The 15,700-nt window shown below is 44.7% G+C and carries 14 protein-coding genes; 8 read left to right on the forward strand and 6 right to left on the reverse strand.

Going from position 1 to position 15,700, the window contains the following annotated elements; genetic code table 11:
- Positions 1 to 1,107 carry an ABC transporter permease gene (locus VIN08_RS21450; RefSeq protein ID WP_331969543.1) on the forward strand — a complete coding sequence of 369 codons (1,107 nt, stop codon included), beginning with the start codon at positions 1 to 3 and terminating at the stop codon, positions 1,105 to 1,107.
- On the forward strand, positions 1,104 to 2,222 hold the full coding sequence (locus VIN08_RS21455; protein WP_331969546.1) for an ABC transporter permease: 1,119 nt from the start codon (positions 1,104 to 1,106) through the stop codon (positions 2,220 to 2,222). The genes VIN08_RS21450 and VIN08_RS21455 overlap by 4 nt, the downstream gene beginning before the upstream one ends.
- A gap of 152 nt (positions 2,223 to 2,374) precedes the next feature.
- Here the strand turns inward: VIN08_RS21455 and VIN08_RS21460 are convergent, their stop codons facing one another.
- Entirely contained in the window at positions 2,375 to 2,578 is a 204-nt protein-coding gene (locus VIN08_RS21460) for a hypothetical protein (RefSeq protein ID WP_331969549.1), read from the reverse strand.
- Positions 2,579 to 2,863: 285 nt separating this feature from the next.
- Positions 2,864 to 3,112 carry a hypothetical protein gene (locus VIN08_RS21465; RefSeq protein WP_331969556.1) on the reverse strand — a complete coding sequence of 83 codons (249 nt, stop codon included), beginning with the start codon at positions 3,110 to 3,112 and terminating at the stop codon, positions 2,864 to 2,866.
- Between the two features lie 339 nt (positions 3,113 to 3,451).
- Here VIN08_RS21465 and egtB point away from each other — a divergent pair, with 339 nt between their 5' ends.
- The 5 genes from egtB to VIN08_RS21490 are packed head-to-tail and all read left to right on the forward strand — an operon-like array spanning position 3,452 to position 8,988.
- Entirely contained in the window at positions 3,452 to 4,594 is a 1,143-nt protein-coding gene (gene egtB / locus VIN08_RS21470) for an ergothioneine biosynthesis protein EgtB (protein WP_331969559.1), read from the forward strand.
- Positions 4,595 to 4,597: 3 nt separating this feature from the next.
- Positions 4,598 to 5,572 carry an L-histidine N(alpha)-methyltransferase gene (locus VIN08_RS21475; protein ID WP_331969562.1) on the forward strand — a complete coding sequence of 325 codons (975 nt, stop codon included), beginning with the start codon at positions 4,598 to 4,600 and terminating at the stop codon, positions 5,570 to 5,572.
- 38 nt (positions 5,573 to 5,610) lie between these two features.
- Positions 5,611 to 7,038: a sensor histidine kinase gene (locus VIN08_RS21480; protein ID WP_331969565.1), complete on the forward strand. Its 1,428-nt coding sequence runs from the start codon at positions 5,611 to 5,613 to the stop codon at positions 7,036 to 7,038.
- Positions 7,039 to 7,042: 4 nt separating this feature from the next.
- The gene (locus tag VIN08_RS21485; protein ID WP_331969568.1) at positions 7,043 to 8,704 is read left to right on the forward strand and encodes an FAD-dependent oxidoreductase; all 1,662 of its coding nucleotides are present in this window, start codon (positions 7,043 to 7,045) and stop codon (positions 8,702 to 8,704) included.
- Between the two features lie 11 nt (positions 8,705 to 8,715).
- Positions 8,716 to 8,988 (forward strand): UBP-type zinc finger domain-containing protein, encoded by a 273-nt coding sequence (locus tag VIN08_RS21490; RefSeq protein WP_331969571.1) that lies wholly within the window; start codon positions 8,716 to 8,718, stop codon positions 8,986 to 8,988.
- Between the two features lie 75 nt (positions 8,989 to 9,063).
- Here the strand turns inward: VIN08_RS21490 and VIN08_RS21495 are convergent, their stop codons facing one another.
- The 3 genes from VIN08_RS21495 to VIN08_RS21505 all read right to left on the reverse strand — a co-directional run bounded on the left by VIN08_RS21495 (position 9,064) and on the right by VIN08_RS21505 (position 13,044).
- Complete coding sequence (locus VIN08_RS21495) at positions 9,064 to 10,551, reverse strand: glycine betaine ABC transporter substrate-binding protein (RefSeq protein WP_331969574.1); 1,488 nt, start codon at positions 10,549 to 10,551, stop codon at positions 9,064 to 9,066.
- A gap of 2 nt (positions 10,552 to 10,553) precedes the next feature.
- Entirely contained in the window at positions 10,554 to 11,261 is a 708-nt protein-coding gene (locus tag VIN08_RS21500; RefSeq protein ID WP_331969577.1) for an ABC transporter ATP-binding protein, read from the reverse strand.
- Positions 11,262 to 11,322: 61 nt separating this feature from the next.
- Positions 11,323 to 13,044 carry a tetratricopeptide repeat protein gene (locus VIN08_RS21505; RefSeq protein WP_331969580.1) on the reverse strand — a complete coding sequence of 574 codons (1,722 nt, stop codon included), beginning with the start codon at positions 13,042 to 13,044 and terminating at the stop codon, positions 11,323 to 11,325.
- Positions 13,045 to 13,402: 358 nt separating this feature from the next.
- On the opposite strand from VIN08_RS21505, the gene VIN08_RS21510 reads away from it, so the two are divergent.
- Positions 13,403 to 14,734, forward strand: a complete 1,332-nt coding sequence (locus VIN08_RS21510; RefSeq protein WP_331969583.1) for an amidohydrolase — start codon at positions 13,403 to 13,405, stop codon at positions 14,732 to 14,734.
- Between the two features lie 292 nt (positions 14,735 to 15,026).
- On the opposite strand, the gene VIN08_RS21515 is transcribed toward VIN08_RS21510, so the two are convergent.
- Positions 15,027 to 15,509 carry a DinB family protein gene (locus VIN08_RS21515; RefSeq protein WP_331969585.1) on the reverse strand — a complete coding sequence of 161 codons (483 nt, stop codon included), beginning with the start codon at positions 15,507 to 15,509 and terminating at the stop codon, positions 15,027 to 15,029.
- Positions 15,510 to 15,700: the final 191 nt, after the last annotated feature.

Genomic DNA, 15,700 nt, shown 5'->3' on the forward strand with positions numbered 1-15,700 from the left:
ATGAAACAGTTTTTTGTTTTTATACGAAAAGAATTTGCGCACGCGCTTCGCGACCGAAAGACGTTACTTATACTCTTTGGTATGCCGGTAGTGCAGATCCTCATCTTTGGGTTTGCCCTGACCAATGAAGTAAAGAACTCAAAGATTTTGATCATAGATCACGCGCGCGATGAAGCTTCTCAACAACTGATCGGACAGATCGATGCCAGTCGCTATTTTGAAATTGAAAAAGCTCCGTTGAACTATCGGCAGATTGAAGAGGGATTCAGGGAAGGTAAAATAAAAATGGCCGTGGTATTCCCGGCTAATTTTCAAACAGACCTGCTGCATCAACACCAGGCACAATTACAAGTGCTGGCTGATGCATCCGATCCGAATCTTGCCACTACACTGATCAACTATGTTTCATCGATCGTACAAGATTATCAATCACAGATCACACCCACCGATGCTATACCCTACAGAATTATACCGGAGGCCCGCATGCTATACAATCCACAACTGAAAGGTGTACACAACTTTGTGCCGGGTGTTATGGCACTGGTGCTGATGCTGGTGTGTGTGATGATGACTGCAGTGTCCATCGTACGAGAAAAAGAAACCGGCACCATGGAGATATTATTAGTATCACCCTTCAAACCTATATTGGTTATACTTTCCAAAGCGGTGCCTTACCTCCTGCTGTCCCTGATCAATGTTGTATCCATACTATTGCTGAGTATATTTTTACTGGATCTGCCGGTTGCCGGAAGTATACCACTGCTGTTTGCTGAAAGTACACTGTTTATCATTACCAGTCTTACACTGGGTATATTTATATCGGTGAAAACAAGTTCGCAGCAAACCGCCATGCTCATCTCGCTCATGGGTATGTTGTTGCCCACCATCCTGTTCAGCGGCTTTATGTTTCCCATCGAGAACATGCCTGTGCCTTTACAAGTAATATCCAACATTGTGCCCGCCAAGTGGTACTATATCATTGTGAAATCGATTATGATAAAAGGGCTCGGCTTCTCTGCTATATGGAAGGAAACGCTGATCCTCACCGGTATAACTTTATTCTTATTAGTGATAAGTCTCAAGAGTTTTAAAATCCGACTGACATGAGAACGATCCGATTTTTATTACAGAAAGAATTTCGCCAGATATTCCGGAACAAATCTATACTGGCCATGATCCTGGTAATGCCTATTATGCAATTGCTGATATTACCGCTTGCGGCCAACTATGAAGTAAAGAATATTAACCTGGCTGTAGTAGATCATGACCACTCTTCGTATTCACAAAAAATGATTTCTAAAATTACTTCCTCCGGCTATTTCCGGTTAACCGGTTATCATCCTTCCTATAAAGAAGGACTACACGAGATCGAGTCAGACAAAGCTGATCTTATCCTGGAGATACCACACGGCTTTGAACGCAACCTGACCCGTGAAGACAAAGAAAAATTACTCATTGCTGTCAACGCGATCAATGGTGTAAAGGCAAACCTCGGCAGCGCTTACCTCGCTGAGATCATCCGCAATTTCAATGGCGACATCCGTTATCAATTCTTCCCGGTTTCACGATTTATGACGGAGCCTGTTATCACAATCACATCGTCTAACTGGTTCAATCCGCTGCTCAATTACCGGATGTTTATGGTGCCAGGTATATTAGCAACGCTCGTAACAATGATCGGAGGTTTTCTCAGCGCACTGAACATCGTAAAGGAAAAGGAAGTTGGCACCATTGAGCAGATCAACGTAACACCTATACGCAAGCATCATTTTATACTGGGCAAGCTTATACCTTTCTGGGTATTGGGAAATATAGTGTTCTCCATCGGGCTGTTGGTATCATGGCTGATATATGGCATTATACCGGTAGGAAGTTTGTTACTGCTTTATGGTTTTATTACCGTATACCTGCTGGCAGTATTGGGGCTGGGTTTATTAGTGTCAACTGTATGTGAAACACAACAACAAGCTATGTTCATTATGTTCTTCTTCATGATGATCTTTATACTCATGGGTGGTCTCTTCACTTCTATCGACAGTATGCCGGAATGGGCACAGATGGTTACGCGCTTTAACCCGGTAAGCTATCTCATCAACGTCATGCGCATGGTTATACTCAAAGGAAGCGGCTTCCGCGATGTAGCCCCACACCTGGGCGTGGTTACCCTGTTTGCTATTGTACTTAACGGATGGGCAGTGTTGAATTATAAGAAATCTTCGTGAGTCGTTAACAGTTATCTGTTAATGGTTATCCGTTAATCGTTAACCGTTATTCGACATTCGTTGATCGATGTTCCTTGTTCGATATTCACTTTCCGTTAGCAGTTAATCGTTATTATACTTCAACATTCGTTAATCCGAATAACGATTAACTATTAACGGTTAACCGTCAACGCCTGTCCTGTTTCTTCTGAAAAAAGTTTCTCTTTACAAGGGCGGTGCAATGCGCACATCTGGAAGAGATATTCCCAATGCTTCATGTCATCATTCAGCCACTCGAATAATTCATCTGCTTCATCATCAGATGAAATATATAGCGCATACTTTCGACAAAGGATTAAATAATATGTTTCGTTCACGGGGGTGTGATTTGGTATCAGTGAAAGTCATGCACGGCATGATGTGTATAGTTGCGCGTATCGATGTATCGGCCATCTGCACACGAGCTGGTATACTTTGCTAAGGTCTGATACTTCTGTGAAACCGTGATTACGGGCACATTAAGATTATGCAAAAAACTCACGCTGATAATGCTGTATACATTATGAACGTGAGTTTATCCGTTGCATCAACAAGGAATGTTGATCGCTCTGAGAATATAGTCGCTCTTGTAAATTTACCGGACGAGTGGTTAAACAGCGTGATCAGTCGAGCACCACTACTTTCTCTTTCTTCTTTGCTTTTGTTTTTCCGGTAGCTTCTTTCAGAATGCGTTCTGTTTTCCTGGTCTGCTTTTTCACTTCGCTGCGAATACGGCTTGAAAATTTACGCGCTACTTTATCGAGCAGCTTTTGTGTTTTTTTGGAAGGCGATGAAATTTGGAATTTACCAAGCGCCTGATTCATTGCCTCTTCTACAGTCAGCAATATTTCTTTCTTCAATACTTTTTCCATGTGAGTCGGACTGGGTTTTCGTTCGGGCTCAAAAGTAGTTTATGTTATTTGAATGTTAAATGAGTTAACAAAAACTTAATATTTACTATTTGTAAACTATATTGCCATTTAGTAAACCTTTCTACCTGAATCCGCTCGTATGCAGTGTTTTATAGAAATGATCTCTTCAAAAAACCAGTGCGCATCAATTGCTGAACAGGGTCGGAGAAAGATTGTTTTACCATGCTCGCTATAGAAGAATAGTGATTTACTTGCAGGCTTGCTGATATAAATAGTTATACAACATCAGGCATTATTATATAACAACGTAATACAAAGAGCTGATTATACCACCACTTCATGAAAGACCGCTATATTTCTATACGTCATCATACCGAAAAGATCTGCGCACCACTTCAGTTAGAAGATTACGTAGTGCAGCCGATGCCTGACGCGAGTCCACCGAAATGGCATCTGGCGCACACTACCTGGTTCTGGGAAGAATTTATACTTTCACAATACCTGGCATCTTATAAACGCTTTCATCCGCACTATGCTTTTTTGTTCAACAGTTATTACGAAAGTGTTGGCGAACGTGTATTGCGACTGCATCGTGGCAATATGTCGCGGCCAACCGTTGCTGAGATTCTGGCGTATAGGGCCTACGTGGACGAGCACATGCTAAAGCTGCTGGATAATATTCCGCAGGAAGCGCAAAGTCTTGTCGAGCTCGGCCTTCACCATGAACAACAGCACCAGGAACTGCTCTATACCGACATCAAATATATACTGGGACACAACCCGTTGTTTCCCTCCTATCAACCTGACTTTCGCGAAACACCACGGGTAGAAACAGATCATCGCTATATGGAAATTCCCGCAGGTATATATTCCATTGGTTATACCGGCACCGGTTTTTCGTTCGACAATGAGCATGCGCCGCATACTGTACAATTACAAGACTTCAGCATCCGTAAAAGCCTGGTAACAAATGGAGAGTATATTGAGTTTATCAAAGCAGGAGGCTATAGCAATCCGCTACTGTGGTATAGCGATGGCTGGAGTTGGGTGAAGCAAAACACAGTAGACAGTCCGTTGTATTGGTATCCTGCAGGAGATCAGTGGCAACGGTATTCACTTGCAGGACTTGAAACCGTGAATCCATCCGAGCCTGTAACGCACATCAGTTTTTATGAAGCGGCTGCATTTGCCGAGTGGAAAGGGTTACGTTTGCCAACAGAGTTTGAATGGGAGGCAGCATCGGGTAATTTTACCTGGGGCCAGCGATGGGAACATGTAAACAGCGCTTACCTGCCATACCCGAATTATCAGCGACCTGCCGGAGCAGTGGGCGAATACAACGGCAAGTTTATGATCAATCAAATGGTATTGCGCGGTGCTTCCGTAGCAACTCCGGCCGGCCATTCACGTAACACCTATAGAAATTTCTTTTACCCACAGCAGCGCTGGCAATTCAATGGCATACGGCTGTGTAAAAAATAACCGATGATTATCACCACCGATATACTCCCCACAGAAGTTGCCCGCGCGGTAAAAGAAGGCTTCGCGAAAATTCCGAAGCGATTACCGAGCTGGCTTTTTTATGATGAAGCTGGCGACAAAATATTTCAGGCGATTATGCGCATGCCTGAATATTACCTTACACCCTGCGAATACGAGATACTGCAAGCGAACAAAGATAAGTTATACCAACGCTTTACCACAGACGGTTCTGCATTTGACCTGATCGAATTAGGCGCTGGCGATGGATTGAAAACTGAAATACTGCTTCGGCATTTTCAAAGTAAAGAGGCGGCCTTCCGATATTTACCGGTAGATGTTTCTTCTACTGCGCTGAGTTCGCTCACACATCGCCTCGCAGATATATTTCCGAAGCTGGCGATTCAGCCGGTAAACAAACAGTATAACGAAGCGATCCGCACACTGTATGAAGAAGATCTGAACCGGAAAGTATTTTTATTTCTCGGTGCAAACATTGGTAACTTTCAGGTGCATGAAGCCGAGAACTTTGTAACCATGATTGCTTCAGGCATGCATCCGGATGATCAATTGCTGATCGGCTTCGATCTGAAAAAAGATCCGCGACTTGTACAGGCAGCGTACGATGATCCACATGGCATCACCCGTAACTTCAACATGAATTTGCTGATACGTCTGAACCGCGAATTAGGCGCGCAGTTTCAGCTCGATCAGTTCAGGCACTATCCGTATTATGATCCGGAGAGCGGCATGACCAAGAGTTACCTGGTAAGTCTTCGCGCACAGGATGTATATATCGAAGCATTTCAGTCTGCTATACATTTCGATCGTTGGGAAGTGATTCACACTGAAGTATCGCAGAAATATGATATACCGATGATCGAAAAGATCGCGTCAGTCTCGGGATTAGAGATCACCGATGTACTGTACGATTGCAAGCACTACTTTTGCGATGTATTGTTCAAAAAGAAAAACGGATAAACCGACAGGCTTCTTCTTATAATGTAGTATATTTTCTTATGGATATTGTAGCAGCACTCAGAAGTGTTCCTGAATTTAAAGAACTGGATGAAAGCCATTTGCAATGGCTGGCCAATAAAGGATCAATCGTTCACGCAAAAGACGGAGAGTATCTTTTTCGCATGGGCGATACCATCGACAGCATGCGTATACTGTTTCAGGGCGAGCTGGATATATACCGCGATCAGGCCGGCAACAGGCGCTATCTCGGCACTGTGGAGCAGGGAGAGATCACCGGGGTACTTCCCTATTCGCGCATGAAAGCCGCGATGGCCGATGGTATCATTTCCGGTGATGCTATAATGTATAGTCTCGATCGTCAGTATTTTCCGGAGTTGCTGCGCGATCATTCTCCGCTTGCAGAAATACTGGTACACATCATGACCGATCGTGTGCGCGACTTCACACAACTGCAACAGCAGGACGACAAGATGATGGCACTCGGTAAACTTTCTGCCGGCCTCGCACATGAGTTGAACAATCCTTCTGCCGCCATCGTGCGCAGTGCACATGAATTGAAACGTCACCTCGCCAACCTTCCTGAAAAATTCAAGCGGGTTATCAAGATACAGGCTACGGATGATATTGTTGACCAGGTAAATCATTTTGTATTCTCGCGTCTGGCAGCCAACAATGGCTATAATCATCCGGCTTTATCGTTGACGGAAAAGAATGAAAAAGAAGAAGTACTGATCGAATGGCTGGAGAACAACGGCTTGGAAGATGTATATGAAATGGCCGAACTGTTTGTGGAGTTTGGTATCACAACACAAGACCTTGATTCTTTGAATACGATACTTCGTCCGCAGGATCGTGTTGCTGTACTCAACTGGGTTGTACAAACTTTTACTACGGAACGGCTGGTGAACGAAATTGAAGAAGCTTCCAAGCGGATCAATGTACTGGTAACATCCGTAAAGAGTTATACCCACATGGATCGCGCTCCGGAGAAAGAACGTACCGATATCAGCACGGGGATACGCAACACACTCACGATGCTCAACCACAAGATCCGGAAGAACCAGGTAAAGGTAGTTGAAAATATACCGGCCGATCTTCCGCATGCGTGCATCTATATAAGCTCCATGAACCAGGTATGGACGAACCTGATCGACAATGCGCTCGATGCTTTGGAAGGACGACCTGATCCTGTGCTGGAAATCAAAGCAGAAAAAGACCGCGAGTTTTTACTCGTACATATTATTGACAATGGTCCTGGTATACCGGAAGATATACAGGACAAAATATTTGATTCGTTTTTTACGACCAAGCCTGTAGGTAAAGGCACCGGTCTGGGTCTGGAAGTAGTACGACAGATCGTGCTGCAACATGCCGGCCGTGTAACCGTAAAATCAAAACCGGGCTATACCGACTTCTCTGTTTGTATACCCATCGAAGCACGCAACCGAAAAGAAGTGACTAAGTAGCAAGATGAAGAAACCAATAGTATTTACATTAGACGATGACCCCCAGGTATTACGGGCTGTAGTCCGTGATCTTCGTAATGAATTTGGAAAAGATTTCAGGATCATGAGCACAACTTCTGCCAAAGAAGCGCTGGCATCATTGACCGATCTGAAAAATAAAAATGAAGCGATCGCTTTATTTCTCTGCGATCAGCGTATGCCTGAAATGCTGGGCGTTGATTTTTTGCAGCAGGCGAAAGAAGTATATCCGGAAGCAAAGCGTATACTGTTAACAGCATACTCGGATACAGAAGCTGCAATCAAGGCGATCAATGAAGTGCAACTGGATTATTACCTGATGAAGCCTTGGGATCCTCCGCACGAACGATTATACCCTGCACTCACGGATCAGCTTGACGAATGGCAAAGCAGTCACGTTCCGGATTTTCAAGGTATACGTATTGTAGGATACCAGTTCTCTCCGCGCTCACACCAGATCAAAGATTTTCTCTCGGGAAATCTTATACCTTATCAATGGCTCGATTATGAATCAAGCATAGCAGGACAAGATCTTGTTGCTATCAATCACATCGAACCGAAAGATTTACCGGCTGTGTTTTTCGAAGATGGTTCATTCTTGCTGAACCCGGAGATACAGCAGGTAGGAGAAAAAACCGGCATGAACTCAAAGGCATCTAAAACGATGTACGATGTTACCATCATCGGTGCGGGGCCTTCCGGTTTAGCGGCAGCAGTATATGGAGGCTCCGAAGGATTATCGACAGCAGTCATTGAGAAACGTGCTCCGGGTGGACAAGCCGGTACCAGCTCGCGTATTGAAAATTACCTGGGCTTTCCCAATGGACTCAGTGGTTCCGATCTTTCACGAAGAGCGTTCTCGCAGGCAACACGTTTCGGTGTCGAGTTTTTATCACCTCAGGAAGTTGTGAGTATATCCGTACAGGATCACTACAAGATCGTACAACTCGCAGATGGCAGTACACTCAACACGAAGAGTGTAATTATTACTACGGGTGTTGACTATCGCACGCTTGAGGCTATCGATGTAGAGCGTTTCACCGGGGCGGGAGTATATTATGGTGCTGCCACGACTGAAGCACACGCCTGCCGCAACAGTGATGTATATGTAGTGGGTGGCGGTAACTCTGCAGGACAGGCTGCGATGTACCTCGCTAATTTTGCCAATCGGGTACTCATTGTTATCCGCAGAAAAGATCTTACGGCTACAATGTCGAAATACCTGATCGACCAGATCGCAGCCACTAAAAATATACATATACTTCCCGAGACAGAAATACGACAAGTATATGGCGATGATCGTCTTGCAGCGATCGATGTGGAAAATATAGCGACCGGTATAAAAGAAAAAGTAAATGCCGCTGCGCTGTTTATTTTCATTGGTGCGCGCCCGGTTACAGACTGGATCACCCTCGATATTATCAAAGATGAAAAAGGATTTATCGAAACAGGTCGCGAATTATTGAAATATGAGTCGTTCAAAAAATCATGGAAGCTGAACCGTGAGCCCTACTTACTCGAAACGTGTAGTCCCGGTATATTTGTAGCCGGAGATGTTCGCGCAGGCGCTATGAATCGTGTGGCCTCCGCTGTGGGCGAAGGTGCTATGGCTATCAAGTTTGTTCATCAATACCTGGCTGAAAATTAATTATACCTGCTATGCTCAAAGACGAACTCTGCTCTCACCTGGAAAATCTTCACAACCTGAAGAAAGCCAAAGAATTTGTATGCGAAGAGTGTATCAAGACAGGTGACGAGTGGGTTCACCTGCGCACTTGCCAGACTTGTGGCGCAACGCTATGCTGCGATGCCTCTCCCAACAAACATGCCTCGCGACACGCGCATGCGTCTGGCCACCCCGTTGCGATCTCTGCACAACCAGGCGAACGATGGGCCTATTGTTATGTGGATGAGCAGATGGCATTCTATTAAAAGCTGTAAGCTTAAAGTATAAAGCAGAAAGTGAAATGCACAATGCTTTCTGCTTTACACTTTCTACTTTGAGCTTTAAGCTTTCATCTGTCGCAAGTGCTTCGGTATAAGCCACAACTCAATTCCCTCAAATACAAGTTCCAGTATAATTGCCAACAACGCTGAAGGTATAGCACCTGTCAAAATCATCTTGGTATTATTCAATGCGAGGCCGGTAACTATATATTCTCCCAGTCCACCGGCACCGATAAAAGCTGCGAGTGTAGCCGTGCCTACGTTGATCACCGCAGCAGTGCGTATACCAGTCAGTATCATCGGCATAGCCAACGGTATCTCTACATGCCGCAGACTGTTCCAGGTAGTCATACCCATGGCCATAGCCACTTTCTTTAATACAGGGTCTACCGTAAACAAGCCAATCATGGTATTGCGCAGTATCGGTAATAGTGCATACAGGAACAACGCGATTACGGCCGGTACTATACCTATACCTGCCAGTGGAATCATCAGCGCGAGCAACGCTATAGATGGGATTGTCTGTAAGATACCGGTGATATATAGAATTACTCGTGCTACCACAGGATAGCGATACAGCATAACTCCCAACGGCAGGGCTACTGCAATGGCAGCCAATAATGATAGCAGCGTAAGCTTCAGGTGTACACCTGTCTTTTTCAATACTTCCCATACATCGCTGTCGGTTGCAGCAGGTGTATTACCCATGAGTTTGCGCGACACGAGAAATTCCTGTGCAATTTTCCGGTGACTTTTGTTATTAAAAAGTGCTTCGGCATTCAAGCGCTGCATGGTCGTATCCGGTATAGCCTGTGTCAGTTTAGCCAATAACTCTTTTGCTTTTACAGGAAGCGAAGCTGTATATAGTGATACTGCATTATATTCCGGGAAGAATCGCTCGTTGTCTTGCAACACCTGTAAATTATACCGTTCTATCTCACCATCGGTAGAGTATGCATCCGTAAGCTGTATGGTGTTTTCACGAAGCGCCTGGTATGCCAGTCCGTGTTCGAGACCAACAGGCTGCTGATGCAGATTGTAGAAGGATGCAAGATTACTCCAGCCATCGGCACGTTCCAGAAATTCATAACTGAGCCCTGCTTTTAATCGCGGATGTGATACGAGATCAGAAATTGTTTTCACTTGTAATTTCTCCGCCAGTGCCCGGGTCATTACCAGGGCATAGGTATTGTTAAATCCATAAGGCGATGATAGTTCAAGCTGAAATTTGTCTGCTAATATTTCCTGCATCTTCTCCGTTGTAACCGAGCGATCCTGGTTTAATATTTCCAGCGCAATAGTGCCGGTATATTCCGGGTATATATCAATAGCGCCTGTGCGAAGAGCCTCAAAGCTCACGGCAGTTCCTCCAAGATTAAATTTGCGTTCTACCGTAAAGCCACCGTCTTCCAGGATCAAGGCAATCATTTCGCTGAGTATATATCCCTCATTAAAATGTTTCGCTCCCACCCGTATCGGTTTCTGCTGCGCAGTAGCCGGCAGGTATATATATAACGCAACCGAAAGAATCAGTAGAGCTCTGTACATCGCTACGCAATTAAAGAAGATTTCAGTACATCTATATTCGCTATAGCTCCGGAGGTTTTGATCGTACCATCTTCCAATGCCATAAAATAATCTCCGAGTATACGCGCTTCTTCCCGATCGTGCGATACCAATACAATGGTGCGTGGCTCATCACGCTGTATAGCTTTCAGGTGACTATATATACTTTGCTTGGTGTCGGTATCCAGCGAAGCAAACGGTTCGTCCATCAACAGCACCGGTGGCTCCAGCAACATGGCACGACATAACCCCGCCCGCTGTTGTTCTCCACCCGACAGCTCGTGCGGATATTTGTGTATATAGGAAATCGGCAACTCCACCATGTCCAGCAAATGAAGCGCGCGCTGATGTGTTTTATGTGCCGGCTGTTGCGCGATCTTGCCGGGCAATACTATATTATCATATAATGTAAGATGCGGAAATAAACCGATGTGCTGTATTACATACCCGAGCTTCAATCGTATTGTATGAATGTTGCTGTAATCCAGCGGTGCATCGAAGAGCGCAACGCTTCCCCTATCCGGCCGAATCATGCCGTTAATGATCTGCAATAAAGTAGATTTACCGCTGCCGCTTTTTCCCAGCACCACCGTTACTTTCTCGTGCGCAAATGACCATGATAGACCTGAGAGAACCGGCTTCGTGGAAAAGCTATGGGTAATATCGGTGAGTATAATGGGATCAACCGGCATTTGCGTGTATCAGTTTTCCCTAAATATACAGCCTGGAAGAGAATATACAGGTATAAATTCTTTACACCTGTGTCGGTACGCTGCGCATGGCCCCGCGCGTATCGAGGCGATTGATAAATTCTTCGAGTGAATCGTTTTCAGAAAGGTTCAGCCTCTTCTTCAGGCGGTAGCGCGATTGCTTTACACTATCGGGAGAGACACCCAGCATCTTGGCTGATTCTTTCAACGACAGGTTCATGCGAAGCAATGCAGCGAGGCGAAGTTCCGCAGCCGTTATATCCTGGTATTTATAGCGCAGCATGGCAAAGAAGTTCGGGTATACTTCTTCAAACGCTCGCTTAAAGTTTTCCCAATCTTCCTGTGTAAGAATGTTGGATTCAAGTATGCGGTTAAACTTCTCGATCTGTACGTGTTCTTCCGGTTGTGCCTGTGCTGCTTCCAGTTCCTTGTTCATCTTTTCCAGCAACTCCGATTTTTCCAGCAGACTTTGCTTCAGAAAATCCAGTTGTTGCTCTTTTATCTGCAACTGGTGTTCATTGCGCTCGAGTTGGCGTTTGTTCTTCAGCTTCTGCCGGTTATAAAGTAATCCTCCAATGATTACGAGCAATACACCTGCCGTCAGAAATGTATTCCGTCTGAAAAGATCAGCTTTGTGCTGCTGTTGTAATAGCGTGATCTCGGCTTCTTTTCTGTCAAGCTCGTGCGTATGGTTCAGCCGTTGTACCTCACTGATGTTCTCGGAATTTTTCAGGCTATCGTTCAATGCATGATAGAGTGCTTGATAATTGTAGGCGTGTTTGTAATCGCTCTTCATACTGCTGGCGAGCATCGCTTTTTCATAATTACGGGCTAATGCTACTTTGTAATCAATACTGCGCGCAACGTCAATTCCTTTCAGGGCAACCGCCAGTGCTTTATCGGGCTGCTGTTGTGTGATATATACCTGGCCGAGGTTTGCATATATTTCCGTCTGGGCCGGGCGATCATCCTGCTCAATAGCCACTTTCAATGCGCGCTCGTGATATTGCAGCGCCTGCATATAGTCTTTCTCCTGAAAGTAAAACGTGCCCATCAGGTTCAGCACCGTAGCACTGAAACGTTTATCATCAATCTCTTCACAGATGGCCAGCGATTGCTTATAATTTTCAAGAGCCTTCGCTCCTTTTCCCTGTCGCTGATAGATCTCAGCCATGTTTGTTAACGCCCGTGTTATACCACTTTTGAAATCGCGTTTCTTCCAAATGGCAAGTGCTTTATCAAAATGACCAAGGGCCTCTTCATTCTCCTCACGATCGCTATAGATCAGTCCCATGTTGTTGTTCATGGCGGCAATCCAGGTAGAGTCTTTCAGTTCTTCATAGATCTTTAACGCCTGCAGCAGGTAGTCGCTGGCTTTCACAGGATCGCCCGTGCGGTTGTATAAAAATGCAATGCGGCTATACGCTTTTCCCTGCATTTTTTTATTCTGCAGTTTTCGCGCAAGCTGCGTAGCCTCGGTGGCGGTTTGTATGGCTTCTATTGCGTTGGCATTGGTCTGCAGACTTAGCAAAGCGAACAGCGTATTCACCCGGTTCGTATCTTCCGGCAATGTACTCAACACGGCTTTGAGACTATCTTCTTTAGGCGATTGCGCACATACCATGTTACCGGGCAACAACGCGCTGGCAACGACTATACATACCGATATAACCGATGTGATCCTTATTCGAAGGGATTGAATAGAGAGAGAGTCTGTGCCGGCAGACTTCACTTTAAACACTGAAAAGAATCTCCGTAATAACATATCCCGTACATAGCTTTTTTAAGAAGCGTTAGCCGTTACAGCATAACGCTCTCCAAAGCATCAGAAAAATATAACAATAGTTTTATTATGCTGCTATGGGATATTAGAAAAACATTTCATATCCCGGCAGGTCAGCCAAAGGAGGTAGCAGGTAGAGGATGCAAATTTTCTTTTTTTTCATTACGATTCCAAAAAAAATCTATGCGCACATCGCACAAAAATGTTTACAGCATACAGCTTACAGTTGATAGCGGTATCGTTAGCGGCTTTCTGTATTTTTCGCTTATAAACCACAAAACATAGCAAAGCTTTTTTCATCTATAGTTTGATGTTTCTGTTTCTGACTTATCTTGCTGATATGAAAATGATCCGCATTACCTGTATATGTATCGCGCTTGTATCCTCTGCCTATGCGCAAACAAAATCTCCCGCTATAAAACAAGTAGAAGAGTATACCAGCAAGCAATATCCTTCACTGGAAAAATTATACCGACAGCTGCATCAGAATCCCGAGCTTTCACTGCATGAAGAAAAAACAGCGAAGATCATGGCAGAAGAACTTCGTACGTTGGGCTTTGATGTGATCGAAAAATTAGGAGGCCAGAGTTTAGTAGGGATTCTTAAAAACGGTAAAGGTCCTACCGTATTAATCCGCACGGATATGGACGCACTGCCACTCGAAGAAAAAACAGGTTTGCCGTATGCGAGTAAAGCAAGAGGTATAAATGCTGTTGGTGCCGATGTACCGGTGATGCATGCCTGCGGCCACGATATACACATGACTGTGTTTGTTGGCACCGCACGTGCACTCACTGCTACACGCAAGCAATGGAAAGGAACATTGATAATGGTAGCACAATCATCGGAAGAGAATGGCTTTGGTGCAGATATGCTATTCAAAGCCGGACTATATGATACTATACCGAAGCCTGATTATGCTATAGCTCTTCACGACAATGCATCGCTGGAAGCGGGTAAAGTTGGTTATCATGCCGGAGCGTTTATGGCCAGCGTAGACATGATGAACATTACTGTGCATGGTAAAGGAGGTCATGGTGCAGCACCTCATACTACGATCGATCCTGTAGTACTGAGTGCTGAAATGATTCTTGCATTTCAAACCATAGTAAGCCGCGAGATCAATCCGCTGGAGCCGGCTGTCATTACGGTAGGTTCTATTCACGGAGGCTCGGTGCATAATATTATACCGGATGATGTAAAATTACAGCTCACGCTGCGCTCCTATTCTCCTGAAGTACGTCAGCAGATCATTGCTGCTATTCATAAAAAAAGCGAGCACCTCGCACTGCAGGCAGGCGTTGCCGCTGATAAGTTACCGGAGATCACCATCAACGATCCGCAGACACCAGCCACTATAAATGATGTAGAACTTACCAACCGGCTGGTGCAGGTATTTCAACAGCAATTTGGAAAAGAAAATGTAGTGGAGTTACAACCCGCTATGGTGGGCGAAGATTTCAGTCGCTTTGGTTTACAGGATAAGAAAGTTCCTATCTGTATGTTCTGGCTCGGAGCAGTGGATCCTGCCAAAGTAAAGCAGGCAAAAGAACAAGGCGTTGCTTTACCATCGCTGCACTCTTCTACATTTATACCATTACCGGAACCCACTATTAAAACAGGCGTTGCTGCGATGAGTGCCGCTGCGTTGAATCTTTTCGGGAGTCGTTAACCGTTAATCGTGAGGATGCTGTAAAATGTTTCTTCCATGCAGATTGCAAAAGGGAAAGTAAAACTTTATTAAGATATATACCTGAAAGAAGATTTACTTTCATTTCCCTGTGTCGGTTGGGAACAACTGATACAACTGTTTTATGCTTTCGGACTTTCTGTCTTCCGGACTTTATACTTCAACATTCGCTAATCGATGTTCCTTGTTCGATATTCAATTTCCGTTATTCGTTATATGTTAATGGTTATCCGTTACAATTTCCGTATAACGGTTAACCATTAACGGTTAACAGTTATCGACTCTTCACCAACACAACCTGTCCGAGGTGATATGCTACATGGCTGGTGCGATTCAGCAATACACTTAATTTGTTACGATACGGTTCTTTCTGAAAATCTTCATCCGTCATGCGCAGATGGCGTGTAAACCAATCGGCTGTTGATACTTTACTGAAGCGCTCCGTCAGTGTCTTGATGGTGGTTGTCCAGGCATCTCTTACTTCCTGTACAGACGGTGCTTCTTTCGCTTTATCGGGTGATGAAAGGAAGATGGCATCATAGTGTGCATACTGACGCTCGCCTAACCCGAGAATGGAATTTATACCATCGTTCACAGCAGCCAAATGTCCTACCAGGTATATAACACGGTTCTTCCCGGGAGCGATCTCCTGCAAAAGTTGCTCATCGGATAATGCATTGAATAATTGATCGGCACGTTTGATCTGGGTTTCCCAGGCTTGCATCGCCATGGTTACAATAAGTTGTTCCTGATTCATGTTTGAGGTGGATAAAATGAGTTTCATGTCCAACAAAGTTTACCTGCATTTTGTGCTGCACGCGTAGAATTTATTTGTTAGATCATGGCGGTAAAGATCATTTACACTTCCTAGTAATCACGATCAAAAAAGTATTTACCTGATCGCGTGCTGGTTATACCATTATACATCCATCATGTTACTTCTCAAAT

This window comes from Ohtaekwangia sp., from assembly GCF_036568665.1.
Classification (GTDB): domain Bacteria; phylum Bacteroidota; class Bacteroidia; order Cytophagales; family Cyclobacteriaceae; genus Ohtaekwangia.